The organism is Nocardia sp. NPDC051787 (genome assembly GCF_040681325.1).
Classification (GTDB): Bacteria; Actinomycetota; Actinomycetes; order Mycobacteriales; family Mycobacteriaceae; genus Nocardia.
The window spans coordinates 147,431-174,393 of the sequence record NZ_JBFAYO010000018.1 but is presented as its reverse complement, the minus strand read 5'-3'; the positions used below and the strand labels follow the sequence as shown (position 1 = coordinate 174,393).

Below are 26,963 nucleotides of genomic sequence, written 5' to 3'. Positions count from 1 at the left end.
TGCGTCTTGGTCGTGGTCATGGACTGCACCGAGATCGGGTGATCACTGCCCACTCCGACATTGCCCACCATCAGCTGGCGGGTCTTACGCCGGGGAGCGAGCACGGCCGCGGGAGCGGTCGGCATCCCCAATCCGATTGTGCTGGTCACCTTCGGCTGCCTACTTTCGTCGTGTCCGGCCCATTCGGTGCCGAGTCTAGCCTTGGCGCACCGCGGCCACCCTGTGACAGCAGCGACAAACGCTTCCCCGGCCGACCGCGACAGAATACGTCGCGAACCGCATTCCCCGGCCGCCGCCCCCGGTCAGAACAGGGATACGGCAAAAGTTCTGTCAAGCGGTGTCATATACCAAATGCCGCAGATAACGGTCCGGTTCAGCAAGAAAATCCCTTGTCAGCCGAACCGGCAGTGCGTCGTCGTAGGCAACCGTCTCGATCGAGCCGTCATCGGCGATCTGATAAATCGTTGCTCCGGGCAACGCCAGCAAGATGGGCGAATGGGTCGCCACGACGATCTGGCACCGTTGAGCGACCAGTTCCGACAGTCGAGCAAGCACCGCCATGCAACCCCGGGGCGACAACGCCGCCTCGGGTTCGTCCAGCAGATACAGCCCATCCGGGTAGAAACGGTGCCGCATCACGTCCACGAACGACTCGCCATGAGAGCGTTCGTGCGGCGAGACCCCGCCGAAGGCCGCCAACTGCTGCGGACCGAGAATTTCCGTTGCGGTAGCCAGGTTGTAGAAAGACTCGGCGCGCAGAAAGAACCGGCTGCGCGGTTTCCTCGTGTCCCACCGCACAACAAGATGCTCGCCCAGCGACGACTCACTCGAGCGAGTGGCGAAGCGGTAATTCTGGCTGCCGCCCTCCGCATTCATCCCGGCGGCCACCGCAATCGCCTCGACCAGGGTCGACTTCCCGCTGCCGTTCTCGCCTACCAGGAAGTTCACGCCGGGCGCCAACTCCAGTCCACCGGATCGATCGAGATGCGTCACCACAGGCAGGCAGAACGGGTACTCGTCCGAGCGACTGTCCGGCTCCAGCCGTACTTCACGGATATACCGGCGAGCTCCGAATTCTCTGGGCACGGCTCACAGTCTCCGTTGCTCGCCGGTTTTCCCACTCATCGAATCGGTCAATCCCGCGTCCGGGTGCACATGGGGCGACCGTCCGAGCAGGTCATGGAAACAACCTGATCGGATTGACGATGTCGGCGGCCAGGGTGAGCAGCATGTAGGCGCCGCCTATCACCACGAACACGTAGGTCACCGGCAGCAGCTTCAAGTAGTTGACCGGCGCACCGGGTGCCAGACCCTTCCAGCCGCGAATGGTGTTGCGGATCTTCTCGTAGATCACCACCGCGATGTGGCCGCCGTCCAGCGGCAGCAGCGGGAGCAGGTTGAAGACGCCCAGAAAGAAGTTCAGGCTGGCCAGCACCAGGATGAACATGTTCCAGTAGCCGCGTTCGGCGGTCTCGCCGCCGATCTTGCTGGCGCCGTACACGCTGACCGGGGTCTCCGGATCGCGTTCGCCGCCGGTGACGGCGACCCACAGCGAGGAGACCTTGGCGGGCATCTGGGCCAGCGAGTCCACGGTGCGCACGAACATGTCCCCCGTGAACGCGCCCGCGGCGGGAATCGCGGCCAGCACGTTGTACTGCACGGGGTCGTAGCGATCCGGCGCCACACCGACGGCGCCGACCTCGCGTCCCGCGCCACCGTCCTCGGGGTAGCGCATCACCCGCTCCGGGGTGACGGGAATGGTGACGGTCCGGCCGTCACGCTCGATGAGATAGGTGAACGGGCCCGTCTGCTTCTGGGTTTCGGCCTGGAACTGCTTCCAGGTGTCCACTTTGACGCCGTTCACCTCCTTGACGATGTCGCCACGCTGCAATCCGGCTCGCTGCGCAGGGCCGGTGCCGGTGCACGGCACGGTCGAACCATCCGGATTCTGCTGCGGCACGCAGCTCATCGAGCCGAGCGCGGTGGCGGGTGGCTCGGTCAGGTTCGGCAGCCCCCAGCCGACGGCGAGCACCACGATCAGGATGAAGCCGAGCACGAAGTTCATCGCGATGCCGCCGGACATGACCAGCAGCCGCTTCCAGGTGGCCTGGCGGTACATGGCGCGGTCGAGCTCCTCCGGGCGCAGCTCGTCCAGCGCCGTCATGCCCGCGATATCACAGAAGCCGCCGAGCGGGAGCGCCTTCAAGCCGTATTCGGTTTCGCCGCGGCGGAACGAGAAGATGCGCGGCCCGAAGCCGATGAAATATCGCCGCACCTTCATTCCGGTCGCCTGGGCGGTCCACATGTGCCCACATTCGTGCAGCGCGATCGACAGCGTGATGCCGAGCGCGAACAGCACGAATCCCAACGCGAACACCATTTGCTCTACAGCCCTCCTGCGTTTGCGCAGCTCGAATATCCCGCACGCACGCGTCCGCTCCTGGCCGCGAGCACTCTGACCACCCTAACCGGACACCGGCCGACCTGGTGTCTTCAGTGTGCCAGGACGCGGTCGCTCCGCGCGTCCGATCCGGCCGCCTGGGTCAGCCGCGGACCCGGGCGGCGGCGAATTCCCTGGCCCAGGCGTCGGCGGCGAGGACCTCGTCGAGCGAATCCGGCTCGGTGCGCCACTGCTCGGCCGCCTCTACCGCGGCGGCCACCGTCCGCACGATCTCCGGGAAGCGGATGGCGCCGTCCAGGAAAGCCTGCACCGCCACCTCGTTCGCGGCGTTGTAGACCGCGGTGACGCTGCCGCCCGCCTGCCCGGCCGCGCGGGCCAGCTCGACGGCCGGGAAGACCTCGTTGTCGACCGGCTCGAACGTCCACGTAGACGCGGTACCGAAATCGCATGCCGCGGCTGCGCCGGGCACGCGGTCCGGCCAGCCGAGGGCCAGCGCTATGGGCAGCTTCATGTCCGGCGGGCTGGCCTGGGCGAGCGTGGAGCCGTCGGTGAAGGTGACCATCGAGTGCACGATCGACTGCGGGTGCACGGTGACGTCGATGCGGTCGTAAGGGATCCCGAACAGCAGGTGCGTCTCGATCAGCTCGAGTCCCTTGTTCACCAGCGAGGCCGAGTTCAGCGTGTTCATCAGGCCCATCGACCAGGTGGGATGGGCCTTGGCCTCGGCGGGATCGACCGATTCGAGCATTTCCGCGGTCCAGCCACGGAACGGGCCGCCGGACGCGGTCAGCACCAGCCGATCGACCTCGTCGGCGCGCCCGCCGCGCAGGCACTGCGCCAGCGCCGAATGTTCGGAGTCGACCGGGACGATCTGGCCGGGGGCGGCGGCGCGTGTCACCAGGGAACCGCCGGCGACCAGGGATTCCTTGTTCGCCAGGGCCAGGCGGGTGCCCGATTGCAGGGTGGCGAGGGTGGGTTCCAGCCCGAGCGAGCCGACCAGGGCGTTGAGCACGACGTCCGCCTCGGTGCGACGCACCAGCTCGGTCACCGCCCCTGGACCGCCCAGGGCCAGGTCCAGCTGCCGCGCCGCGGACGGATCGGCGACGGCGACGTTGCGCGTGCCGGTGGCCGCCATCTGGGCGGCGAGCAGTTCGGTGTTGCCGCCGCGCGCGGCCAGCCCGACCACCTCGAAGCGGTCGGGATTGGCGGCGATCACCTCGAGCGCTTGGGTCCCGATGGATCCGGTGCTGCCCAGCAGCAGGACTCTGACGATGTCGGACACGACCCCATTCTGTCCTACCGCCGAAACGCGTTAGACGGGCGCGGGGCTGTGCCGATCCTCGGCATGAGCGGAGCCCTCCGTGGTCACGCTTCGCTGCCTCCTCCGGGCCTGACCGCTCACGCCTGCGCCTCGCTGGCGCTCGGCTCCGGCATGCGCGGTGCGCGCTGTGTTGATGATTCGCTCGCTGCGCTCGCTCATGCCGGCTTACAACGACGCACCGTCGTATGTCACGATATGCGGCAGTAGCTCATCGAGTGCGTACCGGAAACCTGGTACAGGAAACAGCTAAGGAGCGATCGTGGCCGCCACGGAACTCGAACCCGCCGACACCGAGCGCGGCATCGTCACTCGCGTGGATCCCGCCGAAGTTCCCTCCGCCGCCTGGGGTTGGAGCGGCGAGTCGCGTCGCACCTTCCGGATCGCGGGCTGGATCGTCGCGCTGATCCTGGTGGCCATGCTGGTCGGCAACCACAGCGGCCAGGTCGAGAACCTCTTCCTCGTCGGTTTCGCCGTCTCGATCGTGGGCATCTTGATTCGCGACTCGTGGTTGCAGCGCAAGCCGCGCTAGTTCCACTACGAAAAGTCTTCTCACACAATTTCATTCGGCCTGTACCGACGGGCCGTGTCCTGGTACCGTGCGCGTCCGGGGTCCGCGTCTCAGCTAGGCGCGCTGACCCCGGTTTCCGTTCCCACAATCTTTAGGACGCAATGATCAAGACCTGTTCCGCCGCCCTGCTCGCGGCGAGCGCCATCGGCTCCCTGCTCCTGCTGCCCGCGGCGCCCGCCCACGCCCAGTCACCGGCATGCGGCGCGGCCATCGCCGCGATCAACGCCGCCATCGACCAGTCGGGTGGCAACCTCGACGCGACCGTGCAGCAGTCCCTCGCCGCCGAGCTCTCTGCCATCGACGCCGAAGGCGCGGAGAAGGACGCCATCGTCGCGTACGCCAACGCCCTCACCGACGACAAAGTCGCCAATATGGACGCCGCGACCGACGAACTCAACCGGGTCTGCAAAGGCTTCTGATCGCGGGGCGGCGCCGACCCGTCTGGTTCGCGCCGCCGATCAGGACGAGTTTCGTCCCGCACGAATCCGACGCACTCCGGACTTCGCCGAGAGCCCCACCCGCGCCGGAACGAACGCACACTCGGTCTCCGCTCGTCTTCTGGCCCGGGCACGGCGGGCGAACGTGCCAGCAGCAGGAGGGCATCACCACCGCGCAGCGGCAACAGGCAGCTCGAGCAGCGGCAACGTGCGAGGGAAATGGGCGCGGTTGCCCAACTCGTCCGCCAGGGTCGGCACCCTGTCGGCTGCACAGGCAACCGGCGCCAGCCGTGGCGACTCGGTCAGCGGCGGGGCCCGCGAGCGGCGGCACCGGTTCGGTCGCCGATCCCGCGTCGAATTCCGAGCGGCTCCCGGCGAGCTGGATCCCGGCTACCGCCCTCGTCGCCGGGCGGGCTTCTTCGCGGGGTTCGGACGGCCGCCCCTGCGTTCGGCCGGGGACTTCTTCTGCGGCTGCGCGTTCTTCGCCCGGGCAGGTGCGCGCGAGCTGCGCTCGGACCGGCCGCGAACCACACCGATGAACTCCTCGACCAGGTCGGTGGTGCCGTCCGCGGGCCAGGCGAGGGCGATCTCCGTCTCGGGAACATCGACCAGCGTGCGGTAGACGAGGTCGCGGCGGTGGTGCAGGCGGGCGAGCGAATGCGGCACGATGGCCGCCCCACCCGCCGCGGCGACGAGTTCCAGCGCACCCGCGACCGTGTCGACGTCCGAGGTGTCCTGGAGATGTTCGTCGGCTAGATCTGCCATGCGCACCTCGTCGAACACCGAGATCGGATGTTCCTTCTGCACCACGGCGACAGCGACTTCCCGGTAGAGCGGGACGGCGCTCATACCCTCCCGGTCGATCGGCAGCCGGACAAAGCACATATCAACCCGGCCCTCGCGTAGCGCCACCTCTTGGTCGGCCTGCGCCAGGGCGATGACCTCGAGCGGGGTCTCAGGGAACCGCTCACCCCAAATCCTCGTCCACTTCGAGACGGTGACGCCAGGGACGAAGCCCACCCGAAGTACCGCACCCGCCTGAGGCTGCTCGTCAGCCGCGGACTCGGCACGCTCGATGATCGCCCGCGCCTGCTCGAGGAACTCCCGCCCGTCATCGCTCAGCTGGGTCGGCTGCACGCCGGGCACGAAAAGCTTTGTGCCCAGCTCATTTTCCAGGTCGATGACGGTCCGGCTCAACGTCTGACGCGAGATGCGCAGCGCCTTCGCGGCCCGCGCGAAGTGCAACTCCTCCGCGACCGCGACGAACCAGCGCAAACGCACGACATCGATCGACTCCAACCGGCTCACTCCTGGAAGCGTATGCCACCGTCCGATCGGGACCGCCCGCGCCGCCGTATCGGCTACCTCGGGGAACCCGATCCGCAAGCTCTACATCTGGCCGTACACTGCGTGAGGACCGCAATCGATCGAACAGGTGATCGATCTCTCTCCGGTTCGCACGAATAGATCGCCGAGGAAGAGCGGCGCATTTTGTCCGAACTGCACGCCTGCGCGGTGGAACTGGCCCCGCTGCTGTCGTAGGGAGAGGTATGAGGGTCGAGGAGTTCAGCGACGGCATGGTCGACGTCAGCGGTTCTGCGGAGGAGTTCGAAGGTCTGGCCGCCGTGGTGGCCCGGGGCGAGGGGAGGTTCGAAACCGAGGATCTCGCGGCTGTCGAAGTCCGCTCGGACGCTGGTCCTCGGCTGCTCGTCCAGGTCGTCGAGCAGCGCCGGGTCCTGCTGCTGACGGGGGACCGGGAGAGCCGAGCGCTCCTCGCGGAGGACCTCCGCAGCGTGGGGCCCATGACGGACGGCGGGCATCAGCACATCGAGTACTACGAGGACTTCGGCTACCTGCGGAAGGGTTCGGCGCCTCTGGTGCTCAACAGTCCGCACGGGGGCATGCCGCAGCCGTAGAGCCGGGCCTCCGACCCGGTCCGGGGTCTTGTACCCCGATTCCGGACCTTGCCCTGTGTGCGTGACCCTGCGGCGGCCAGAGCAGCACTTACTCTGCTCGCCAGGGCAAGCCATTGAAAGCGAACACGGCCTTGCGCTGCTCCAGCACGCTCACGACCATCTCGGCCGGCGCCGGATCGAAGATGTCCACCCGCGCCACCGGCGGCTCCCCCAGACGAAGCAAGACCGGCCAGAGCGCGCCCGCGGAATCAACCGCCGTCAAGTTCACAATCTCCGGCATCCCACTCCCATCATCGCCGAGGATGCTACCCACACCGAGTCCTCGACCGAGCCCGCCAATCGGTCGAGAATCGCGGGCGGCAACTAGCCGCCGATCGGGAATCGCAGCTGGGCACGCGGGGATTCCGGTGGCCACTGTGAACTTCCCCCTCCGCCACCCCTCACGGGTTCTGCTCCGACGGACGCGGGGTTTTCCTGAATACGCCGCAAACCGCATTTCCGGAGATCTGGATACAGCCAGAGGTCTCCTCGAGGATGCGGTGACCAACACTGACTGGAGATCAGCTGTGCTCCTCGCTCACATCTACTCAAGCGAGGACAACCCAGGTGAGGCCGCTGACTGGTTGCGCATCGGACGGTGCATGGGCATGCGGAACTTCACGGAAGGTAGGCGTTATTTCAGCGCGGCCTTACGACAGGATTGGATCGCGATCGCGGAAGGATGGCACGGATGATGACGTCTGCGTCGCCTTCGCTCGGCCCAGCGCGGGCCGTGGACGGACCTCGCTCGGCTGCGCCCGTTAGGCTGCATCGGTGAGACCGGAAAAGAAATCGCAGACGATGAAGCCGTTGACGGCGGCGAACAAGCTCGGCGTCTACCTTCCGGCTGCGCCCGAGGAGTTCCGCAGCGCGCCGATCTCCTTCGCGCAACTCGAAGCGCTGCGCAACGATCCACCCGGGTGGCTCACCGAACTGCGCCGCACCGGCCCATTCCCTCGCGACGTACTGGCCCGCAAACTCGGCGTCTCCAACGCCGGTCTGGTGCGCGCTCGAGTCTCCGAGACCCTCACCGCCGAGGAAATCGGCGCCTTACTCGCCGACCCGCCGGAATGGCTGCTTCGCGAACGTGCGAACTACGCCGCGGTCCGCGCGGAGAACGCACGCATCGAAGCGAAAGAAGCCGAGCGCCGCGCCGCCACCAACCGCCCGGCGAAGAACCGCGGCTAGCAGGCCGGCTCCGGCCATGCGATGGGCGACACTCTAACCGCCTCGACTACCGGCGCTGACCAGCGTGCAGTGTCCCTCGGCGCAGGACCGGCGCAGACGGCCACGTGAGATCGTCTGGACGAGTCCGATAGCCCAGCAGGTCGGGCAGCCGCGTAGCGCGACCATTCCGACCGGCACCAGCAGCAAGCTCACGAACCCGACCAGCGGATACAGTGCGAACGCCGCGATCACCGCGCCGAATCCGGCCAGCCCGCGCAGTAAGTGGCGCGGCACGGACGCGCTCGCGAAGCCGCGCTCGCCGGTCACGATGGCTCCTCGCCCGGCTCGGACACGTCCCGCAGGCTGCGCTGCACCGCGGCCCTGGCCCGGTGCAGCCGCGACTTCATCGCCGCGGTACTCAGGCCGAGCAAATCGGCCACCATCCGGCCGCTGTAGCCCTGAACATCGCGCATGATCAGTACCCGCCGCTGGTCGTCGGGCAGCGCCGCGATGGCAGCGGCCACTCGCTCGGTCTCCCAGGCGCGGATGGCTTGCTCCTCGGCGGATGACACGGCACAGTCCAGCGGGGACTCGATCTGCCGGGTCCGCAGCCGCAACTGCCGCAGACATTCGTTGCGGACGATGCGGAACATCCACGACACCAGCGCGCCCGAGGCGCGTAAGGTGCCGATCTTGCGATACAGGACGATCAACGCCTCCTGCGCGGCGTCCTCGGCGTCCTCCGGGGTGGCACACAGCGAGTAGGCGAATCGGCGCACATGCGGATGCGAGCCGGACACCAGCGCGGCGATCGAGCCGACGTCACCGTCGCGCGCCGAAGCGACCAAGTCCGCGTCCGGCCAGATCGTCTCAACCACGGTTCCGCCCCTTCCTGCGCAACACGGCGATACTGCAGGCACACACCAGTACAACACCCACGACAACGGCGGCAATGATCACGACAACCTCCTGTCCTGTGCCAGCCGACGTGCTGACACGAACATCAGAGGCTCGAAACAGCGAAAGGATTCACTTCTCCCCCGGCCGGCCGCACGGCCGCGAGGCGGCCGCCTGGTGCCAGTGCACTCACCAGCTCGCCGCTCGCGGCGATGTCGAACAGGCGATCGCGCGATACACGGCGTTGACCACCCAGGCGCCGCTGCCGGAGTACCTGATCGAGTTCGGCGAGCTGCTGGACTGAGCGTCGACCCGATGCGGCGGCCGCCGAGTATCAGGAGATCGCCGACCAGTTCCGGCGGCTCGAGGAGCAGGCAGCCACCGAGTACCTGGACGCCGCCCTGCTCGCCGCGAACCACGGCGATCCCCTGGAGGCGGCGTGGCACCGCCGACGCGCTCGCCTGGGCGCTGCACAAGGCCGGCCGCAACGATGAGGCGATCGTCTACGGCGACCGGGCGGCCGCCCTGGGCTGGCGCAGCGCCGCCCTCGCCTACCATCGCGGTATGATCCTCGCGGCGCTCGGCCGCACCGACGCGGCCGCCGCCGCGCTGACCGATGCGCTGCGGACCAACCCCTACTTCTCACCCCTGCGCGCCCCCGGCGCCCAACGAGCCCTCGACTCGCTCATCTCTCGATGACGCAGCGGAGTTCGCCGCCGGTGCCGGCTCAGCCTTCGGCGGCGAGCTGCCCGCAGGCGGCGGCGATCTCCTGACCGCGGGTGTCGCGGACGGTGCACGGGACGCCCTTGGCCTCCACGCGGCGGACGAATTCGCGCTCAACGGGTTTGGGGCTGGCGTCCCACTTGCTACCCGGGGTCGGGTTGAGCGGGATGAGGTTGACGTGCACCCGGGGGCCGAGGGCCTTGTGCAGCTTTTCGCCGAGCATGTCGGCACGCCATGGGTGATCGTTGATGTCACGGATCAGGGCGTATTCGACCGAGATGCGACGTCCGGTCTTGTCGGCGTAATACCTTGCGGCATCGAGGACTTCGGATACCGGCCAGCGATTGTTGACCGGGACCAGCGTGTCACGCAGCTCGTCGTCGGGGGTGTGCAGGGAGACAGCGAGGGTCACCGACAGGCCCTCGTCGGCGAGTTTGCGGATGGCGGGGGCCAAGCCGACTGTGGAGACGACCACGTTGCGCTGGGAGATGCCCAAACCGTCCGGAGCCGGCGAGGTGATCCGGCGCACGGCCGCGACCACGCGTTTGTAGTTGGCCAGCGGCTCGCCCATGCCCATGAACACGATGTTCGACAGACGGCCGGGGCCGCCGGCCACCTCGCCGTCACGCAGCGCGGCGGCCGCGGCGCGCACCTGGTCGACGATCTCGGCGGTGGACAGGTTGCGGTTCAGGCCGCCCTGGCCGGTGGCGCAGAACGGACAGGCCATACCGCAGCCCGCCTGGCTGGAGATGCACAGGGTGTTACGGTCCGGGTAGCGCATGAGCACGCTTTCCAGCAGGGTGCCATCGCCGGCGCGCCACAAGCTCTTGCGGGTGGTGCCCTCATCACAGACCACATGCCGTACCTCGGTGAGCAGCGGTGGAAACAGCGCCTCGGCGATCTTCGCGCGCACCGGCGCGGGCAGATCGGTCATCCGCGCCGGATCCGCCTGCAACCGCGCGTAGTACTGCCGGGCGATCTGATCGGCGCGGAACTTCGGCAGTCCCAGCTCCTCGACGGCCGCGCGCCTGCCCTCGGCGTCGAGGTCGGCGAGATGGCGCGGCGGCATGCCACGGCGCGGTGCATCGAAAACGAGGGGAAGGGAGACCGTCATAGTTGCTCCATTGTCCCATCCACGCGAGCCTCGCCCACGTCGGCCCGACATGCCCGGTTCGTTGCGGGGAAATCCCGGCGGCGGTGATAGCAGTCCGCCATGATCGAGTTATGTCCAACCACCCTGACCACACCCCGGACCCGGACCTAGCGCACCCGCGCACCACCCAGCCGGACCGCGCGTCCGAGCCCCCGGCCACAACCGAGAGATCGCTGTCCTCGCGTACCGGCTACGCCTGGACGGGGCTGGTCGCCGGCGTCCTGATCCTGGTCGTCTTGCTGATCTTCATCCTGCAAAACCTCGATCAGGTGCAGGTGCACCTGTTCTTCTGGGAGTTCTCGCTTCCGCTCGGGGTCACGGTGCTGCTGTCGGGGATCGGCGGCGCGCTGGTCATGGCGTCGGTCGGCGGTGTGCGCATTCTGCAGTTGCGCCGCCGAGCCAAGCAACGCTGAACGCTCAGATCAGGGTGGACAGCACCAGCCAGGAAACGAACGCCGAAGGCAGCATGGAGTCGAGGCGGTCCATGATCCCGCCATGGCCCGGCAGCAGGGTACCCATGTCCTTGATGCCCAGTTCGCGCTTGATCTGCGATTCGATCAGATCACCGCAGGTGGCCACCAGCACCAAGCCGACGCCGAGGACGACGCCGATCATCGAGTTGGCCTCCAGCAGCAGCGTCACCGTCAGCAGGCCGCCGATCACGCTGAACACCAGCGAGCCGCAGAACCCTTCCCACGACTTCTTCGGGCTGATCGAGGGCACCATCGGGTGCTTGCCGAACAGCACGCCCGCCACGTAGCCGCCGACATCGGAGCAGACGACCAGGATCATGAAGGTCAGCACCCGCAGGTTGCCGTCCGGCTCGAGCAGCAGCAGGGTCGCGAACGAAGCGAGCAGCGGGATCCACGCCAGCGTGAAGACCGTGATGGCGGTGTCCCGCAAGAAGTTTCGCGGCGCGGTGCGCAGACCGTGGTCGAACAACCGCCACGCCATGCAGACCAGTGTGGTGGCGGCGAACGCTCCCGTGACACCGCTCGCGCCGTATGGCCAGCCGAGCCAGAACACCGCCTGACCGCCGAGGATCAACGGAACCCGAGGAACGAGCACGTCCGCTTCCCGCAGCCGCTTGGCGACCTCCCAGGTGGCCACACCCACGCCAGCCGCCGCGACGCCGATGAACACCTTCGGCACGAACAGCAGGATCGCGATCAGTGACAAGCCTAGGCCGAAGCCGACGACCAGCGCGGCCGGCAGATTGCGGCCCGCCCGCGAACCGCTCGATGCCGGGTCGGGTTGAGCGGTCACCGCATCGCCCTCGGACGTGGCTAGAGGTTCGGCGGTGCCGGCATCGTTCGCGTGCACTTGCCTCGCATCGGCTCTCCCGTTCACCGGCGGCTCCTCAGCCGCACCGGTCGCGGCGGCGTTCTCGGCCACGATTGTCCCGTCGCTCACTCGTCGTTCCGTTCATCCCCCGCCCGGGCGGGCCCTCCGCTGTATTGCACCGGCGGCGTTCCGGCGCCCTTCGTGGTTACGCAAGCTACCGCCTCCGGGCCTGCCGCTCATGCCGCTGGTTCCCCTGGCGGCATTCCCCGTGCCTTCGGTTTCACATGCCAACCGATTACGCGCCGGTGCTCATGCCTGCGCCTCGCTGACGCTCGCTCACGCAGGCGGTCGGCGTCAGACCTCGAGCAGTTCGGCTTCCTTGTGCTTCACCAGTTCATCGACCTGCCCGACATACTTGGCGGTGGTCTTGTCGAGTTCCTTCTCGGCGCGGCCGACCTCGTCCTCGCCCGCCTCGCCATCTTTCTGGATGCGCGCCAGTTCGTCCATGGCCTTGCGGCGGACATTGCGGATGGCGACCTTGGCGTCCTCCCCCTTGCCCTTGGCCTGTTTGGCCAGTTCGCGGCGGCGCTCCTCGGTCAGCTGCGGGACCGAGATCCGGATGATGTCACCGTTGTTGGTCGGATTGACACCGAGATCCGAGTTGCGGATCGCGGTCTCGATCGGCCCGAGCTGGTTCGCCTCGTAGGGCTTGATCACGACCATGCGCGGCTCCGGCACCGTGATGCTGGACATCTGGGTGATCGGGGTCGGCGCACCGTAGTAGTCGACGACGACCCGGGAGAACATGCCCGGATTCGCCCGACCGGTACGAATGGTTCCGAGATCGTCCTTCGCTACCGAGACGGCCTTTTCCATCTTCTCCTCGGCGTCGAAGAGCGCTTCTTCAATCACGACCGTTTCCTCCACAGCGTCGTCATGTCATGATCCGCGGTCCGCGGGGTATCAGGACCGAACCAATGTGCCGATCTTCTCACCGGCGACCGCGCGGGCGATATTGCCCTTGGTCAACAAATTGAACACCAGAATCGGCATCTGGTTGTCCATGCACAGACTGAAGGCGGTCGCGTCGGCGACCTTGAGGTCGCGCTCGATGACCTCCTTGTGGGTGATCTCGGAATACATGGTCGCGGTCTCGTCGACCCGCGGGTCCGCGGTGAACACGCCGTCCACCGCCTTGGCCATCAGGACCACGTCCGCGCCGATCTCCAAGGCACGCTGCGCGGCGGTGGTGTCGGTGGAGAAGTACGGCATGCCCATGCCCGCACCGAAGATGACCACGCGCCCCTTCTCCAGGTGCCGCTTGGCGCGCAGCGGGAGATAGGGCTCGGCGACCTGACCCATGGTGATCGCGGTCTGCACCCGGGTGTCCACGCCCTGCTGCTGCAGAAAATCTTGCAGCGCAAGGCTGTTCATCACCGTGCCGAGCATACCCATGTAGTCGGAGCGGGCGCGCTCCATGCCGCGCTCCTCGAGCTCGGCACCGCGGAAGAAGTTCCCGCCGCCGATCACCACGGCGACCTGGACGCCCGTGGCGACCACCTCGGCGATCTGCTCGGCGACCGTCTGCACCACATCCGGGTCCAGCCCGACCTTGCCTCCGCCGAACATCTCACCGCCCAGTTTGAGCAGCACCCGGCGATATCCTGGGCGATCGGTCCCCGGGTCCGTCATGGGTCTCCAGTCTCCTTCGGCGGTGGATTGTCGTTGTTCCGGCGATCGGTGCGCACGGCAGGCGCCTGTGACGTAGAACAAGGCGGAGCGGCACCTATCCTGCCTTATTCGGTTCGAGCGGCAGCAGAAGGCCCCCCGTCAACCGGCGTTCACTCGGTCGACGGGGGGCCTGCACGCTGTGGGTGCGGCGATCAGTTCGCGCCGACCTCGAAGCGGGCGAAGCGGGTGACGGTGACACCGGCCTCGTCCAGCAGCGCCTTGACGGTCTTCTTGGAATCGGTGACCGAGGACTGCTCCAGCAGCACGACGTCCTTGAAGAAGCCGTTCACGCGGCCCTCGGTGATCTTCGGCAGCGCGGCTTCGGGCTTGCCCTCCTCGCGAGCGGTCTGCTCCGCGATGCGGCGCTCGTTCTCCACGATCTCGGCCGGAACCTCGTCGCGGGTCACGTACTTGGCCTTGAGGGCGGCGACCTGCATGGCGGCGGCGCGAGCGGCCTCGGCCGCAGCGTCGCCCTCACCGGTGTACTCGACCAGCACGCCGACGGCGGGCGGCAGATCCGAGGCACGCTTGTGCAGGTAGGTGGCGACCGGGCCGTCCAGCGAAATCACCCGGCGCAGCTCGAGCTTCTCGCCGATCTTCGCGGCGAGGGCCTGCACGGCCTCGTCGACGGTCTTGCCGCCCAGGTCGAGGGCCTTGAGCGTCTCCAGGTCGGCCGGCTTGGCGACCGCCGCCGCGGCGACGACCTGCTCGGCCAGCTGCTGGAACTCCGCGTTCTTCGCGACGAAGTCGGTCTCGGAGTTGATCTCGACCATGACGCCGTCCTTGGCGGCGACGAGGCCTTCGGCGGTGGTCCGCTCGGCACGCTTGCCGACGTCCTTGGCGCCCTTGATGCGCAGCAGCTCGACGGCCTTGTCGAAGTCACCGTCGGTCTCGGCCAGCGCGTTCTTGCAATCCATCATGCCGGAGCCGGTCAGCTCCCGGAGCCGCTTCACATCGGCAGCGGTGTAGTTCGCCATTCTCGGCGAGCCTCCTTTGGGGAAGTGTGAGTTGTCGACAGCGGCGACCACGATGGCACTCGCTCGTGATCGCCGCCGAAACAGCTGGTTACGAGTCTCAGGCCTCGGCCGTGGTCTCGGCAGCCTCGGCGCCGGGGGCGGCCTGCGCGAGCAGCTCCTGCTCCCACTCGGCCAGCGGCTCGCCAGCGCCCGCCTCGGGCTTCTCGTCGCCCGCGGACAGACCGGCACGCGCCTGCACGCCCTCGGCCACCGCGGAGGCGACGACCTTGGTGAGCAGGGCGGCGGAGCGGATCGCGTCGTCGTTGCCCGGGATCGGGTAATCGACCAGGTCGGGGTCGCAGTTGGTGTCCAGGATCGCGATGACCGGGATGTTCAGCTTGCGCGCCTCGCCGACGGCGATGTGCTCCTTGTTGGTGTCGACGACCCAGATGGCCGAGGGCACCTTCTGCATGTCGCGGATACCGCCGAGGGTGCGCTCCAGCTTGTTCATCTCACGCGTCAGCATGAGGATTTCCTTCTTGGTGCGACCCTCGAAGCCACCGGTCTGCTCCATGGCCTCGAGCTCCTTGAGGCGCTGCAGACGCTTGTGCACGGTGGAGAAGTTGGTGAGCATGCCGCCCAGCCAGCGCTGGTTGACGTAGGGCATCCCGACGCGGGTCGCCTCGGCCGCGATCGACTCCTGGGCCTGCTTCTTGGTACCGACGAAGAGGACGGTGCCACCGTGGGCGACGGTCTCCTTGACGAACTCGTAGGCCTTGTCGATGTAGGTCAGCGTCTGCTGCAGGTCGATGATGTAGATGCCGTTGCGGTCGGTGAAGATGAACCGCTTCATCTTCGGGTTCCAGCGCCGCGTCTGGTGCCCGAAGTGCGCGCCGCTATCGAGCAGCTGCTTCATGGTTACGACAGCCATGGCTCTCGTATCTCTCTTTCATTTGCCGGTTGACGCAGCGAATCGGCGATCCGCTGCCCTGGCGCCGCCGAATCGTCGGACCCGACCGCGAGGGTGGGACCAGCCGGCGATTCCCTGTTCCGAACACGCTGCCGCGAACCCAAAAGCTGTTGAGCTCGATCGAACAGCGCCGTTACGAACAAGCACAGGTGGCGCGCGAAGTCGGTCCGTGCACGCACAGACCGCCCGATCAGTTTACGGCCTGGGGGCGGCCAGACCTAAATCGGTCCGATCCAAAGCCTTCGACCAGGTGGAACGCGCATTTTTCACAGGCGAGCAGGTTATCCACATTCCGCGGTTCGCCCCCTCGAAGGCGTCTGCGCCGCAGGACAGTGGAGGCATGAAACCGATCTCCACGACGACGACGTTGCTGATCCCGCTGTTGTTCGTCCTCGGCGTCGTCTCCGCGCCACCGGTCGCGGCCCATCCATACGTCGCGGAACACGCGCCCGGGGCGTGCGCGGGTTCCGTCTGCCTCCCATCCCTGCCCGGACTGCTGCGCCGCGCGCCGTTCCGGTTCCGGCAGTCCGACACTGACACCGAGGACGAGCGTCTTGGCGCCAGGTCTGCGTCATTGGGAGTGTCCTCGTGTGAGCAGGCCGAACCCGCATGGACAGCCCGGATGGCTCCGTCGGCTGTCTCGACCGGGTTCCGATGACTCCGTCGAACGGCACGTGGGTACGCCGGCGTCTCGCGTCGGTAGTGGGACTCGGCGTCGTCGCGGTCGTCTCGATGGAGCCGATGGCCATCGCGGCACCCGAGGGCCGGTTCGGCTGGCCGCTGCAACCGCGGCCCGCGGTGGTGCGGCGCTTCGACAAGCCCGCGCACAACTGGCTGCCCGGGCACCGCGGCGTCGACCTGGCCGGAGCCGAGGGGCAGGCCGTGCTCGCCGCGGGAGAAGGGGCGGTCGTTTTCGCGGGAACGGTAGCCGACAAGCCCGTGGTGTCGATTGATCATCCCGGCGGCCTGCGTACGACCTACGAGCCGGTCCGCGCCGAGGTCCCGGTGGGCAGGCGAGTCGGGCGCGGCACGAGAATCGGCACGCTGGAGTCCGGTCACCCGGACTGCGCGACGCCGTGCCTGCACTGGGGAGCGCGTGCTGAGGGCGGTGGCCGTCGGCGGCGCGAGTACCTGGATCCGCTCGGACTCCTCCATCTGACTCCCCTGCGGCTCAAACCGGTGGGCTCGCGAGGGTCGTTCGCGTTGTCGTCCACGAACGGCCGGCGACATCCGGGGCGGCCTCGCGTGCGAGCGGGTCGATCCATCGGCGCAGCGCGAGGTTCGCGGGCGCGTCCGCACCGCCGTATACCTAGGCGTCGCGCTCGAGCAACACCAGGCCGAGACCACACCGGTGGAGCCCATGCGCACCGACCGCCGCGCCAGCACACTGGCGAAGCGGGGCCGCGCCGCCTCTCCAGGACTGCCATGAATCGCCGGTGCGGGTTCGAAGTAGCGGGGCCGCGCCGTGGGAGGTGAAGATCGACGCATGGAGGATGGGCTGGGCCGGCCACCGTTCACGTATCGCGAAGTGGGTGCGACCAGGGGTGTGCTGCCAGAGGGGTATCACCGGTTCCGGCTGCGGCGTCCGATCGGCCGGGGTCGCCCGTTGTTCGAGCACGCGGGCGCGGAGATCCTGGCCTATCGGATACAGAAGGAAACCGGGATCTTCCGATGCGCCGACACCCCGACAGCCGAGCCGGGCAGCGCCATCACCGTGCGGCTCGGGGTCGGTCCGGTGGGAATCACCGCGCCGTGCCGCGTGGTGTACGTGCTCGATGAACCCGACCGGCGAGGTTTCGCTTATGGAACATTGCCGGGGCATCCAGCGGCGGGCGAGGAACTGTTCGCGGTCGAATACGACTCGGGCGATGACACCGTGTACGGGCTTGTCCTCGCGTTCTCCCGACCGGCCACCTGGTACACCAGGCTCGGCGGACCGGTCGTCCGGCTCATCCAGCGCTTCGTCGCGGGCAGATACCTCGCGGCGTTGCCGACAACCGTCTGAGCGCCGTCCGCAACCGGCTCGAGCGCGGCTCAGCGATGCTTCGAGCACCGTGGGGCGCAGTCGCCGGACCGGCATCCCGGCGGGCATGAGACCACCGTGGAAGACGTGCGCGGCGGATTGCACCCGAAGCGCTCGCGGAACCGTCTCGGGGCATAGCCGACGACCGCGAACGATTGTTCGGCACGTGCTCGGCCAACGGCACGACCTCCGGGGGCAGTCGCGCTGCGGCGTTCTCCGTCGCGTCGAAATCACCGATCAGCCGCTCGGATCAAACCTGAGCAAACCAATCGGAGACCTGGTGGCTCAGGGGAGCTATAGCAGGTCGGTCAACGCCTTCGCTTCGGCGTGCAGTGTCGCGGCACGGTCGGTCCGGCCGAGTGACTCGTATTGCTCAGCGACCGTGAGTCGTTCGGTGACCTCCGCCCGCACGATCCGTTCGACGTCCTGTTCGGTCAGCTCCCGGCGCTCGACTTCGGCGACACCGAGCCCGGTTGCGCTGTGCTCCAGCGCACCCGCCCGGTGCTCGGCGACGTCGACGGCCTCGGCGTTGTCGACGGCGCCCAGCGCCGAGCGCAGCGCCGAAACACCCGCGCGGTCACGGGCTCTCATGGCGGCGGACAACCCCGCACGCAGACGCTCGCGCAGCGGAGGACGGTCGATCGACGCGGTGGACATGAGCACCACAGTAGGGAAACGCTCGCCAGGGATCGACCGATTTTCCGCGCATACTCCCGGCTGATCGATCACGCGGGGTTTGCAGGCCGACCCCGATCGAGGGCAACGACATGAGGCACACGCCCGGCAATTACGGCGTGACGATGGCGAAATCGGGGTCCGGCGCGTCGAAGATATTGACCAGTTCGGCCAGTTTGGTGACATCTCCCTCGATGACGATGTCGCCCGCGGCCGCGGCGACGCCGAAGTCCTCTCCGGCCAGCAGCACTCGGATCAGCGTGGCCTTGGTCAGGGTGAACGTGGCGTCGGGTTCGGGGGCAGTCATGCCGGGGGCGACATCGAAGTGGGTCAGACGCCCGTTGCGCAGTTCGAGCCGATGGGTGCGGTCCTCGTCGGTGAGGATCCAATCCGTCACCAGCCGATGGTCCCACGCCTTCGGACCGTCGACGCGCAACGCCAAGGCGTCGAAGATCTGGTCGACGGTCAGCGCGGCGGCCACGGTCGGCGATTCGGCCTTGGTCGGCGTGCCGAACGAGCCGTAGCGCAGCTCGTAGGCTCCGCTGAGATAGAAGTTGCGCCAGGTCGCGTTCTCCGCGCCATAACCGAGTTGCTCGAAGGTGCTGGCCTGCAATTCCTTCGCGGCGTCATTGTCCGGCTCGGCGAAGATGACGTAGTTGAGCACCTGCGCCACCCATCGGTAGTCCCCGGCGTCGTAAGAGGCCTGCGCCTTGCGCAGCACTTCGTCCGCGCCGCCCATGAATTCGACGTGCCGCCGCGCGGATTCGACCGGCGGATGCTCCCAGAGATGGGCGGGGTTGCCGTCGAACCAGCCCATGTAGCGCTGGTAGATGGCCTTGACGTTGTGACTGACCGAGCCGTAGTATCCGCGCGCGTGCCACGCCTGTTCGATGGCCGGTGGCAGCGTCAGCATTTCGGCGATCTCCGCGCCGACGTACCCCTGGTTCAGCAGCCGCACGGTCTGGTCGTGCAGGTACCCGTATAGATCACGTTGCAGCGCGAGATACTCCACCAGCCGGGACGTGCCCCAGGTCGGCCAGTGATGCGACGCGAAGACCACATCGGACTCGCGGGCGAAGAGATTGATCGCCTCGGTCAGGTACTTCGCCCAGACGTGCGCGTCGCGCACCAGCGCGCCGCGCAGCGTGAGCACGTTGTGCATGGTGTGGGTCGCGTTCTCCGCCATGCACAGCGCGCGACGGTCGGGGAAGTAGAAGTTCATCTCCGCGGGCGCTTCGGTGCCGGGCGTGAGCTGGAAGACCATCCGTATCCCATCGACCGTCTCCTCCTGTCCGGTCGTGGTGATGTCGACCGTCGGGGTGATCAGCGTGACGGTGCCGACCGAGGTGGTCTGGCCGAGCCCCGCCCCCACCGCGCCGAGCGGGCCGCGCGGCAGCACAGCGCCGTACATGTATCCGGCACGACGCGCCATCGCGGTCCCCGCGTAAATGTTCTCGGCTACCGCATGTTCCAGGAATCCCGCGGGGGCCAGCACCGGACAACGGCCGCCCGCGACCTCGTCGGCGGTCGCGACACCCCACGCACCGCCGAAATGATCGGCGTGCGAATGGGTGTAGATCAAGCCGGTCACCGGACGGTCGCCGCGGTGCGCGCGGTAGAGCGCGAGACCCGCCGCCGCCGTCTCCGCGGAGATCAGCGGATCGATCACCAGGACACCGGTCTTCCCTTCGACCAGTGTCATATTGGAGATGTCCAGCCCGCGGATCTGGTAGATGCCCTCCGTGACCTCGAACAGGCCCTGTTTCAGGACCAGCCCGGACTGTCGCCAGAGGCTGGGATGGACCGACGCCGGGCAGGCTTCCCGCAGGAAGGCGTAGGAGTCGTTGTCCCACAAGACGGTTCCGTCTTCGGAGGTGACCACGCCGGGATCGAGCGCGGCGATGAATCCGCGTTCCGCGTCGGCGGGATCGGCGGTGTCGTCCGATGGCAGCGCGGCGGCGGCACGCTGATGCTCCGCGAGGATGAAACCGCTCGGCTCACTCGCTGTGCTCATTGTCGTCCTCCTCACGTGTCGACCGACCATGCTGTCGCCTGCCCTTCACGGCCGTGGATCGAGGAAACCGGCTGCGGCGGCCACGACCGCGACGACGGCGATCGCCACCGCCGATGCGGCGACAATGCGATGACCGTGTGTGTACCGGCCTTGACGCAGGCTGCGATTGCGCAGGTAGCAGGCCACTGCCAGCGCCACCATCGCGAACGCGGCAGCGATGAGCGCGATCGCGGCCGGACGCCATCCACTGTCGAGGGCGTCGTGCAGGAACAGCGTGCCGACCACCATCGACGCCACCGCGGTGCGCCGCCAGGCCAGTGCGGTACGTTCGGCGGCCAGATGCGGCGCGTTCATCGCAGCAGCACCGCCAAGCCCGCCAGCACGGACACGATCGCGATGCCCGCCGACAGGATCGGCACCAGCACCGTGTCCGGCAACGGGCTGCCCTGCCGCATGGCCACGCCGACGCGCCGCCAGTGCGCATACGCGCCGACCGCGACCACCGCCGCCAAAACCAGGCAGCTCAACGCGATCGCGCGCCGGAACCCGGCCATCCGGAACGACTGCACCAACGTGTGCACCGCGACACCACCGGCGAGCAAACCCAGCGAGGTCCGCATCCAGGCCAGGAAGGTGCGTTCGTTCGCGAGCGTGAAGCGGTAGTCGAGTTCCTCTTCACCCTCTTCCGATTCGGCATCGGGGTTCGGCAGCGTCACGCCGCCTCGGCTCGGGTCGCGGGGTACTCGGCATCGGCGCATGCGCTGCTACCGCGCTGCGCGTGCGGCACTGCCTCGCCCAGCCGGCCCGGTTCGCAGCCCTGATCGACAGCACTGCGCTGCTCGGCGGCTATCACGGGCATCACTCCATCGCTCGTAGCGTTGGCAAACGATCCGCTACGCCAGCGTAACCGTAGGCCCCGAGGCCGTCCACGCTCCCAGCATGCCCGTGACCCGCTGGTTATGTGCGGGCTATGTCAGATGGCGACCGCATCCTCGAACGTCATGGCCAGCCGTGAGACGGCCGAGGAGATCAGTGCGCGGCGCGGCAAACCGATCGACCGCAATTCTTCCGCAATCTTGTGGTCGCCCAGGTTCAGCTCCGCCCCACCGAGACGTGCTCGCATACCAGAGGGCCGCATCTGCCACCGCGTGCAGCGAGTGATCCCGTCGATATGCGAGTAGGCGTCGAAGGAGGACGCGGTCGCGCGGCCACCCGGTGTCGTGAACCCGGGGCGAATCGTGAGATCCGCGATCAACTGTCCGTTCTGGTGCAGCGCACCGCTGCGCGTCCGGCCCTGGTGATCGACGACGAACTCGGCGAGTTCCTTGGGGAACCCCCAGATGCCCCGGCCCGCGGCCAGGGTGAAATCGCCGTCGACGGGCAGCCGATGGATCAACACTCCGGCCCGTCCGGTCGCCAGGTCTTTCAGGTCACCGAATCCCGATGCCGCACTCGCCCTGTGGTGGCGAACCATGAACGAGACGCCGAACTCGTTGTAGGGGCCGAGATCGCCGTCGACGTAGTCGACGAACACCAGCGTGCACATCGCGCGTCCGCCCGGCAGCCGCAGGATGCGCAGGCCGGAGTAGTCGATGAGCCGTTGCGCGGCCGCGGCGGGCACCAGATAGGTCGCCATGAACGCGTGCGCGAGCCGGATGCGCACCGGCATCCGTACTTCGCGGCCGAGAACCGTGTGCGTGCTCACGTCAACGCCTTTCCGCGCGTCGGCCTAGCCGTGCGCCGCGTGGTCATGCGGAGGGTTCCGCCCGATCATCTCTATAGAACACGTATCAGATGATCGGCCACTACACTGCTCATATGCCGCCGTTTCCTTAGTAGAACCTGTTTCAACTTTACGTTGGCGACGCGTCCCCCCGCGCGGCTACCCGGAATTTCGCAGACGGGCCTCCAGGCCGTCGAGCACGCAGAGCAGGCCGAAATCGAAGGCCATCGCTCGCGCGACCTCCGGATCCGTCGGCGCGGTAGCCCGGTAATCCGCGAGCATGTCGGGATAGCCGGCGGCCAGCTCGCCCATCACGCGCAGCATCCCGTCGGTGTCCATCTCGGTCCCGCCCGAGGCCTTCTCCCATGCGATCTCCGGAATCACTTGGCCCAGCACGAAACCCATCACCGTTCCGCCGGCCAGATAGATGTCCACACCTCGGAAACCGGCCTTGACGAACGCGCGCCGCAGGCGATCGCTCAGCTGTAGCGAGTTCGGACCGATGCTGGGCAGCTGCCCGACCAGCGACGCCACCCACGGGTGCTCCCGGATCGTCGCACGCAAGCTGTAGGCGAAGGTGGTCAGCAGCTCACGCCACGATGCCTGCTCGGGATCCGGGGTCTGCACCATGCCCCAGAACTGGTCGAGCACCAGCTCGAGCAACTCCTCCTTGTTCGCGACATACCAGTAGAGGCTGGTCGCGCCCGCGCCGAGCTTCGCGCCGAGCTTGCGCATGCTCAGCGACTCCAGCCCCTCGGCGTCGAGGATCTCGACGGCCGCGGTGATGATCTGCTCGCGGCGCAGCCCCGACGTCTTGGGCTGGCGCGGTTCCCTGGTCCATACCGAGGTGAACTGCTTGGTCACCCCTGGATTCTATATTCACTCGCACACTGTTCGATCTTCTCGTACGCTGTGCGAGTGGAATCGAACGTTGTACGAGACCCGCGCCGCTGGTGGGTCCTGGGAGTTTTGTGTCTGTCGTTGCTGGTGCTGATGCTCGACAGCACCGTGCTCAATCTCGCGATACCGTCGCTGATCCGGGAGCTGAACGCCACACCGTCGGACGTGCAGTGGATCCTGGACGCCTACGTGCTGGTCTTCGCCGGGCTTCTGCTCACCGCCGGAAGCCTGTCCGACCGGTTCGGCAGGCGGCGCGCACTGATCACCGGGCTGGCCCTGTTCGGCGTTGCGTCACTGGCCGCCGTGCTGGCCACCGAGCCGTGGCAGGTCGTCGCCGCCCGCGCCGCGATGGGCGTCGGCGGCTCGCTGCTGATGCCGTCGACTCTGTCGATCCTGATGACCACCTTCGCCGAGGACGAACGCCGCACGGCGATGGCGGCGTGGTCGACGGTTTCGATGGTCGGCATCGTCGCCGGACCGACACTGGGCGGTTTCCTGCTCGAGCACTATTGGTGGGGTTCGGTGTTCCTGCTCAACATTCCGGTGGCGATACTCGCGATCGTGGCGGCCGTGGTACTGATGCCGGAGACCACCGGCGAGCAGCGACCCGTCGACCTCGTCGGCGTGCTGTTGTCCATCGTGGCGCTCAGCGCGACCGTCTACGTGATCATCGAGCGGGAATGGAACATCGGCATGATCGCGCTGGCCGCGGTAACGGCCCTCGCGTTCGTCGTGTGGGAGAGCCGATCGGCGCATCCGATGCTGCCGTTGGCGGTTTTCCGCAGCCGGGATTTCACCGGCACGTGCTTCACTCTGCTGCTGATGGTCTTCGGCATGGGCGCGGTCATGCTGATGCTCACCCAATACCTGCAGTTCGTGCTGGGCTACGGACCGATGAAGGCCGGTCTGGCGCTGCTGCCCTATGCCGTGGCCGCGGCCGTCTGCAACGGCCTCGGCGCGACCCTCGGAAAGACCCTGAGCAACAAGACGCTCATCGTCTCCGGGCTGCTCGTCGTGGGCGCGGCGTTCGGCATCCTGGCCGTGGCGAGCGGGTATCTGGGGATCCTGGCCAGCATGCTGGTGATGGGCATCGGCGGCGGTTTGGCGGGACCGGCCGCGTACGCGGCCATCATGAGCGCCATCCCACTCGAACACGCCGGTGTCGGCTCCGCGATGAACGACACACTGCAGCAGGTCGGTATGGCGATCAGCATCGCGATCCTGGGCAGCGTCCTGGCCGGAGTGTTCACATCGAATATGCCCGCGGACGCCCCCGACGCGGCGCGCGAGTCCATCGGCGCGGCGTTCCTGCTCGGCTATATCGAGCCCGCCAAGGACGCCTTCACCGCCGCCATGTCCACCGGCGCATGGATCAGCGCTGGATTCAGCATCGCCGCCGCTGCGCTCGGTGCGGCCTTGCTGCGCGCGCGACGGGCGGAATCGACCGAGCAGCCCGAGCCTGCCGCGGTGACGAACGGATAATCGGTGTCGACGGGGCCGCGGTGGTGGTTGATCATCCATCGCGGCGCCGCCGGCCGACAGGCGCTCGGCACCGGGTAGCAAAAATCCCGGCATTCTGCTTCACCCGGTATGAATTATTCCGACCCGGGGGCTGATGGTCTCCTGCGCGCCCTCCGAGCAGAGTTGGTGGTGTGTTCGCATTCTGCCGGCCTTCAGTAGACGAGGGCTTGTGTATCAATCAGTCGCAGGAGACATCATGATCACGACTAAAATGCGCGCAACGGCGGCGGCGGTAGCGGTTGCACCGGTCATCGCCCTCGGTTCCGGATTCGCTTCGGCGGCCCCGGACGTATCCCCGGTTCCCGTGGATAATTCGGCGGTTCCGGTTCAGGTCGAGCCCGCAACCCTGGGCCTGATCTGGCCTCTGGGCATTTTCTGTGCCCCGCTGCTGCTTCTTCCGCCGGTCATCAACGCGGTCGCCGTGTTCGTGTGCGCCATTTGACCGCACTCGACAGAAGCGCGTTGAGGACGAGAGCGCCCCGGGCATCGTAAGCCCGAGGCGTCTCGTCTCTGCCAAGCCCCGGCCGGGCTCCACGTCGGGGGCGGATGACGATATTGTCCGTTCCACCGACGCGCCCGGCAGGGGAACGCGTCCATATCTATTCGGCAAACGCGCGGACATATATCCGTGAAGCATGGACAAGTGCGGTTCAATCATCGAATGGCCATGTTCAGGAGATTCGTGGGCGCTACCGCGGCACTCGCATCGGTCGCGACGCTGTTCGGGGTGCAATCAGGTGTTGCGCACGCCGAGGCCGTGCCCGTGCTCGGCGGCGGCTCCGGCATCGTCGTCGGCGGTCAGAATATCTGCACCCTCACCACGATCGGGCACGACTCCGGCGGCCGGCTGGTCGGGTTCACCGCCGGACACTGTGGTGAACCGGGAGCGACGGTCGCGGCCGAAGCCAACCGTGGCGGCGGCGTGGTCGGCACCTTCGCCTACACCAACAGCGCTCAGGACTACGCGGTGATCGTGTTCGACCAGGACAGGGTCGCGCCCGTGAACACGGTGGGCGGCACGACGATCACCGGCGTGGGCGGACCTCCCCGATTCCCGGACATCGTCTGCAAAGAAGGTCGGACCACCGGCCGGACCTGTGGGTTGACCTACGGCGACGCGTTCACGTACGGCAATGCGACCTGGACGCAGGCATGTGTCGCGGAGGGCGATTCCGGCGGGCCGGTCGTAGCCGGAACAACACTGGTCGGCATGGTCAACGGCTACTTGGGCGTGCCGTGCCTCGGTCCGGAGATCGGCGTGAACATCACAGACATCCTGAACGATGCGAACGCGCGCGGCGACGCTGGAGCGGGCTTCAGACCGATCTAGCGGGGCACCGTGCCGGCCACGCGTTTGCCGAGATCGTCCAGACGTAGCAGTTACCGCTCATGATCGACTATCACGCCGCTTTCGATTGCGCGTTCGACCAAGAACGAGCGCTTCTGATTCGGCGGCAAGGCCGGGACGCGGAATTTTTCGAACAGCGCACGCATATGCGTCTTGACCGTGGAGACAGTCAGGCACAGATCGTGCGCGATTTGACGGTTCGACGCGGGGTAGGAATACGCGTTCCGAGCGTCGTACGGATGGCAGAGCGCCTCGAGAACCAGATACTGGGCATCGGTCAGCGAATTCCTGGTCGGCGGCAGCGGGGAAAGAGCGATTGTCATTTCCTCTTCGCATGATGCGCCGTCTCGGAAAACAAGCAGTGACCGGCCCACGCGAATCCGGTCGCCGGAGCGGAGTTTCCGGCGCCCGCCGACACGCTCGCCGTTGACAAAAGTCCCGTTCTTCGACAGCCCGTCGTCGATGATGACCCAACATTCGCAGACTCGTTCGATGATGGCGTGCAGACGAGAAACGGTCGCATCGGCTGGCACGGTGATGTCGGCCGCACTCGACCGCCCGATTGTCACGGTCGGTGTGTCACCATTCAGGGGAATCTCCCGCCACGTTCCCCGCCCGGTCGGCTGGGATAGCGTCGACTGCGGCCGCGCGGGCTGACCTGCCAGTGAATACAGTCCGCGATGTAGGGCCTGTGTTCCGCTCGACGTAGACATCGCCTGTTTCCCACTCGGAGTACGTCATGGATTGCGGGCGCTGATTCGCACCTTCCAGGGTGCGCCCTCTCGGCGCCGACCACACCGGAATTCAACTACTTCGCCGCGATCTTGTGCCAGGACGAGGGAAACGAATACTGGTCCCCCGGATGCATGCCCGCAAAACAGACCTATGGTCGGGAAATTGCCCTGGACCGATACCCGGACACCCGGCCTGCCGACCCGCTGGGTTGGCTGTCTCCGTCGAAGCTCGTCGCGGCTCACGTCGTCGAGCAGGACGGGAGGGTGGTCGGACACGTCGGTCTCGACGCAAGCAGAGAAACACCGATACCCGTGCGCGATTCGCTCGGCACGCCAGCGGGCGCGTGGGTCGTCCGGCTGTACGTCGTACCGTCCGCGCGCAGGGCGGGAGTCGGTTCGCAGTTGCTGGCGGCGGCCGTGCGAATGGCGGCGAGCCGGGGCAGCGTGCCGCGCTCTCCGTGG

At 67.4% G+C, this 26,963-nt stretch carries 33 protein-coding genes and 3 pseudogenes; 14 read left to right on the top strand and 22 right to left on the bottom strand.

The genetic code is table 11. The annotated features are described in order from the left end of the window. The 4 genes and pseudogenes from AB0M45_RS20945 to dxr form a co-directional block, all read right to left on the bottom strand. Positions 1–125, bottom strand: a pseudogene (locus AB0M45_RS20945) (4-hydroxy-3-methylbut-2-en-1-yl diphosphate synthase); the annotation flags it as partial. A 205-nt stretch (positions 126–330) separates the two neighbouring features. Next, on the bottom strand, positions 331–993 hold the full coding sequence (locus AB0M45_RS20940; protein ID WP_364331421.1) for an AAA family ATPase: 663 nt from the start codon (positions 991–993) through the stop codon (positions 331–333). Positions 994–1,177: 184 nt separating this feature from the next. Next, complete coding sequence (locus AB0M45_RS20935; protein WP_364331419.1) at positions 1,178–2,380, bottom strand: M50 family metallopeptidase; 1,203 nt, start codon at positions 2,378–2,380, stop codon at positions 1,178–1,180. Between the two features lie 163 nt (positions 2,381–2,543). Next, positions 2,544–3,683, bottom strand: coding sequence for a 1-deoxy-D-xylulose-5-phosphate reductoisomerase (gene dxr, locus AB0M45_RS20930; RefSeq protein ID WP_364331416.1), 1,140 nt, complete (start codon positions 3,681–3,683; stop codon positions 2,544–2,546). Between the two features lie 298 nt (positions 3,684–3,981). Between dxr and AB0M45_RS20925 the strand changes: the two genes are divergently transcribed. Together AB0M45_RS20925 and AB0M45_RS20920 are read left to right on the top strand one after the other, a co-directional pair. Then, complete coding sequence (locus tag AB0M45_RS20925) at positions 3,982–4,251, top strand: DUF2631 domain-containing protein (RefSeq protein WP_364331413.1); 270 nt, start codon at positions 3,982–3,984, stop codon at positions 4,249–4,251. Positions 4,252–4,391: 140 nt separating this feature from the next. Then, the gene (locus AB0M45_RS20920) at positions 4,392–4,709 is read left to right on the top strand and encodes a hypothetical protein (RefSeq protein ID WP_364331410.1); all 318 of its coding nucleotides are present in this window, start codon (positions 4,392–4,394) and stop codon (positions 4,707–4,709) included. Positions 4,710–5,117: 408 nt separating this feature from the next. On the opposite strand, the gene AB0M45_RS20915 is transcribed toward AB0M45_RS20920, so the two are convergent. After that, on the bottom strand, positions 5,118–6,035 hold the full coding sequence (locus tag AB0M45_RS20915; RefSeq protein WP_364331407.1) for a LysR substrate-binding domain-containing protein: 918 nt from the start codon (positions 6,033–6,035) through the stop codon (positions 5,118–5,120). A 242-nt stretch (positions 6,036–6,277) separates the two neighbouring features. On the opposite strand from AB0M45_RS20915, the gene AB0M45_RS20910 reads away from it, so the two are divergent. Next, positions 6,278–6,643: a hypothetical protein gene (locus AB0M45_RS20910; RefSeq protein WP_364331405.1), complete on the top strand. Its 366-nt coding sequence runs from the start codon at positions 6,278–6,280 to the stop codon at positions 6,641–6,643. An 88-nt stretch (positions 6,644–6,731) separates the two neighbouring features. On the opposite strand, the gene AB0M45_RS20905 is transcribed toward AB0M45_RS20910, so the two are convergent. Beyond that, the gene (locus AB0M45_RS20905) at positions 6,732–6,956 is read right to left on the bottom strand and encodes a hypothetical protein (protein ID WP_364331402.1); all 225 of its coding nucleotides are present in this window, start codon (positions 6,954–6,956) and stop codon (positions 6,732–6,734) included. A 500-nt stretch (positions 6,957–7,456) separates the two neighbouring features. Between AB0M45_RS20905 and AB0M45_RS20900 the strand changes: the two genes are divergently transcribed. Further along, positions 7,457–7,870 (top strand): DUF5997 family protein, encoded by a 414-nt coding sequence (locus AB0M45_RS20900; RefSeq protein ID WP_364331399.1) that lies wholly within the window; start codon positions 7,457–7,459, stop codon positions 7,868–7,870. A 33-nt stretch (positions 7,871–7,903) separates the two neighbouring features. On the opposite strand, the gene AB0M45_RS20895 is transcribed toward AB0M45_RS20900, so the two are convergent. Both AB0M45_RS20895 and AB0M45_RS20890 read right to left on the bottom strand, forming a co-directional pair. Further along, positions 7,904–8,176, bottom strand: a complete 273-nt coding sequence (locus tag AB0M45_RS20895) for a hypothetical protein (RefSeq protein WP_364331396.1) — start codon at positions 8,174–8,176, stop codon at positions 7,904–7,906. Further along, the gene (locus AB0M45_RS20890; RefSeq protein ID WP_364331393.1) at positions 8,173–8,727 is read right to left on the bottom strand and encodes an RNA polymerase sigma factor; all 555 of its coding nucleotides are present in this window, start codon (positions 8,725–8,727) and stop codon (positions 8,173–8,175) included. Before AB0M45_RS20890 ends, AB0M45_RS20895 begins: the two co-directional genes overlap by 4 nt. A 74-nt stretch (positions 8,728–8,801) precedes the next feature. Between AB0M45_RS20890 and AB0M45_RS20885 the strand changes: the two genes are divergently transcribed. Continuing rightward, the gene (locus AB0M45_RS20885) at positions 8,802–9,050 is read left to right on the top strand and encodes a hypothetical protein (RefSeq protein WP_364331390.1); all 249 of its coding nucleotides are present in this window, start codon (positions 8,802–8,804) and stop codon (positions 9,048–9,050) included. A gap of 11 nt (positions 9,051–9,061) precedes the next feature. Then, a complete protein-coding gene (locus tag AB0M45_RS20880; protein ID WP_364331387.1) occupies positions 9,062–9,445 on the top strand; it encodes a hypothetical protein in 384 nt (127 codons plus the stop codon). Between the two features lie 28 nt (positions 9,446–9,473). On the opposite strand, the gene rlmN is transcribed toward AB0M45_RS20880, so the two are convergent. Next, positions 9,474–10,583, bottom strand: coding sequence for a 23S rRNA (adenine(2503)-C(2))-methyltransferase RlmN (rlmN, locus tag AB0M45_RS20875; RefSeq protein WP_364331384.1), 1,110 nt, complete (start codon positions 10,581–10,583; stop codon positions 9,474–9,476). A gap of 110 nt (positions 10,584–10,693) precedes the next feature. On the opposite strand from rlmN, the gene AB0M45_RS20870 reads away from it, so the two are divergent. After that, complete coding sequence (locus AB0M45_RS20870) at positions 10,694–11,035, top strand: lipopolysaccharide assembly protein LapA domain-containing protein (RefSeq protein WP_364331381.1); 342 nt, start codon at positions 10,694–10,696, stop codon at positions 11,033–11,035. 4 nt (positions 11,036–11,039) lie between these two features. Here AB0M45_RS20870 and AB0M45_RS20865 read toward each other — a convergent pair whose 3' ends face one another. From AB0M45_RS20865 to rpsB, 5 genes are all read right to left on the bottom strand, one after another. Further along, positions 11,040–11,888 (bottom strand): phosphatidate cytidylyltransferase, encoded by an 849-nt coding sequence (locus AB0M45_RS20865; RefSeq protein ID WP_364331456.1) that lies wholly within the window; start codon positions 11,886–11,888, stop codon positions 11,040–11,042. Positions 11,889–12,260: 372 nt separating this feature from the next. Next, positions 12,261–12,818, bottom strand: a complete 558-nt coding sequence (frr, locus tag AB0M45_RS20860) for a ribosome recycling factor (RefSeq protein WP_067472498.1) — start codon at positions 12,816–12,818, stop codon at positions 12,261–12,263. Positions 12,819–12,869: 51 nt separating this feature from the next. Further along, positions 12,870–13,598, bottom strand: a complete 729-nt coding sequence (pyrH, locus tag AB0M45_RS20855; RefSeq protein WP_040780648.1) for a UMP kinase — start codon at positions 13,596–13,598, stop codon at positions 12,870–12,872. 191 nt (positions 13,599–13,789) lie between these two features. Then, a complete protein-coding gene (gene tsf / locus AB0M45_RS20850) occupies positions 13,790–14,614 on the bottom strand; it encodes a translation elongation factor Ts (RefSeq protein WP_364331376.1) in 825 nt (274 codons plus the stop codon). Positions 14,615–14,711: 97 nt separating this feature from the next. Next, a complete protein-coding gene (gene rpsB, locus AB0M45_RS20845) occupies positions 14,712–15,524 on the bottom strand; it encodes a 30S ribosomal protein S2 (RefSeq protein WP_364331373.1) in 813 nt (270 codons plus the stop codon). A 379-nt stretch (positions 15,525–15,903) separates the two neighbouring features. Here rpsB and AB0M45_RS20840 point away from each other — a divergent pair, with 379 nt between their 5' ends. The 3 genes and pseudogenes from AB0M45_RS20840 (at position 15,904) to AB0M45_RS20830 (ending at position 17,568) form a co-directional block, all read left to right on the top strand. Further along, on the top strand, positions 15,904–16,221 hold the full coding sequence (locus AB0M45_RS20840; RefSeq protein WP_364331370.1) for a hypothetical protein: 318 nt from the start codon (positions 15,904–15,906) through the stop codon (positions 16,219–16,221). Between the two features lie 74 nt (positions 16,222–16,295). Next, positions 16,296–16,748: pseudogene (locus tag AB0M45_RS20835) on the top strand (M23 family metallopeptidase); the annotation flags it as partial. 301 nt (positions 16,749–17,049) lie between these two features. Further along, positions 17,050–17,568 carry a DUF1990 domain-containing protein gene (locus tag AB0M45_RS20830; protein WP_364331367.1) on the top strand — a complete coding sequence of 173 codons (519 nt, stop codon included), beginning with the start codon at positions 17,050–17,052 and terminating at the stop codon, positions 17,566–17,568. A gap of 312 nt (positions 17,569–17,880) precedes the next feature. Here AB0M45_RS20830 and AB0M45_RS20825 read toward each other — a convergent pair whose 3' ends face one another. From AB0M45_RS20825 to AB0M45_RS20795, 7 genes are all read right to left on the bottom strand, one after another. Beyond that, positions 17,881–18,243 carry a hypothetical protein gene (locus AB0M45_RS20825; RefSeq protein ID WP_364331364.1) on the bottom strand — a complete coding sequence of 121 codons (363 nt, stop codon included), beginning with the start codon at positions 18,241–18,243 and terminating at the stop codon, positions 17,881–17,883. 130 nt (positions 18,244–18,373) lie between these two features. Further along, positions 18,374–20,275, bottom strand: coding sequence for an alkyl sulfatase dimerization domain-containing protein (locus tag AB0M45_RS20820; RefSeq protein WP_364331360.1), 1,902 nt, complete (start codon positions 20,273–20,275; stop codon positions 18,374–18,376). A gap of 45 nt (positions 20,276–20,320) precedes the next feature. After that, the gene (locus AB0M45_RS20815) at positions 20,321–20,629 is read right to left on the bottom strand and encodes a DUF202 domain-containing protein (protein ID WP_364331357.1); all 309 of its coding nucleotides are present in this window, start codon (positions 20,627–20,629) and stop codon (positions 20,321–20,323) included. Beyond that, positions 20,626–20,991, bottom strand: coding sequence for a DUF202 domain-containing protein (locus tag AB0M45_RS20810; RefSeq protein ID WP_364331354.1), 366 nt, complete (start codon positions 20,989–20,991; stop codon positions 20,626–20,628). The genes AB0M45_RS20815 and AB0M45_RS20810 overlap by 4 nt, the downstream gene beginning before the upstream one ends. Then, positions 20,988–21,134 carry a hypothetical protein gene (locus AB0M45_RS20805; protein WP_364331351.1) on the bottom strand — a complete coding sequence of 49 codons (147 nt, stop codon included), beginning with the start codon at positions 21,132–21,134 and terminating at the stop codon, positions 20,988–20,990. Before AB0M45_RS20805 ends, AB0M45_RS20810 begins: the two co-directional genes overlap by 4 nt. A gap of 114 nt (positions 21,135–21,248) precedes the next feature. After that, the gene (locus AB0M45_RS20800; protein ID WP_364331348.1) at positions 21,249–21,980 is read right to left on the bottom strand and encodes an acetoacetate decarboxylase family protein; all 732 of its coding nucleotides are present in this window, start codon (positions 21,978–21,980) and stop codon (positions 21,249–21,251) included. Between the two features lie 177 nt (positions 21,981–22,157). Further along, positions 22,158–22,862: a TetR/AcrR family transcriptional regulator gene (locus AB0M45_RS20795; RefSeq protein WP_364331345.1), complete on the bottom strand. Its 705-nt coding sequence runs from the start codon at positions 22,860–22,862 to the stop codon at positions 22,158–22,160. Between the two features lie 54 nt (positions 22,863–22,916). Between AB0M45_RS20795 and AB0M45_RS20790 the strand changes: the two genes are divergently transcribed. The 3 genes from AB0M45_RS20790 to AB0M45_RS20780 all read left to right on the top strand — a co-directional run bounded on the left by AB0M45_RS20790 (position 22,917) and on the right by AB0M45_RS20780 (position 25,749). Then, entirely contained in the window at positions 22,917–24,380 is a 1,464-nt protein-coding gene (locus tag AB0M45_RS20790; protein WP_364331343.1) for an MFS transporter, read from the top strand. A gap of 235 nt (positions 24,381–24,615) precedes the next feature. Beyond that, entirely contained in the window at positions 24,616–24,861 is a 246-nt protein-coding gene (locus AB0M45_RS20785) for a hypothetical protein (protein WP_364331340.1), read from the top strand. Between the two features lie 225 nt (positions 24,862–25,086). Then, a complete protein-coding gene (locus AB0M45_RS20780) occupies positions 25,087–25,749 on the top strand; it encodes a serine protease (protein ID WP_364331453.1) in 663 nt (220 codons plus the stop codon). A 50-nt stretch (positions 25,750–25,799) separates the two neighbouring features. Here the strand turns inward: AB0M45_RS20780 and AB0M45_RS20775 are convergent, their stop codons facing one another. Then, complete coding sequence (locus AB0M45_RS20775) at positions 25,800–26,363, bottom strand: FHA domain-containing protein (protein WP_364331450.1); 564 nt, start codon at positions 26,361–26,363, stop codon at positions 25,800–25,802. 270 nt (positions 26,364–26,633) lie between these two features. Between AB0M45_RS20775 and AB0M45_RS20770 the strand changes: the two are divergent. Then, positions 26,634–26,930, top strand: a pseudogene (locus AB0M45_RS20770) (GNAT family N-acetyltransferase); the annotation flags it as partial. Positions 26,931–26,963: the final 33 nt, after the last annotated feature.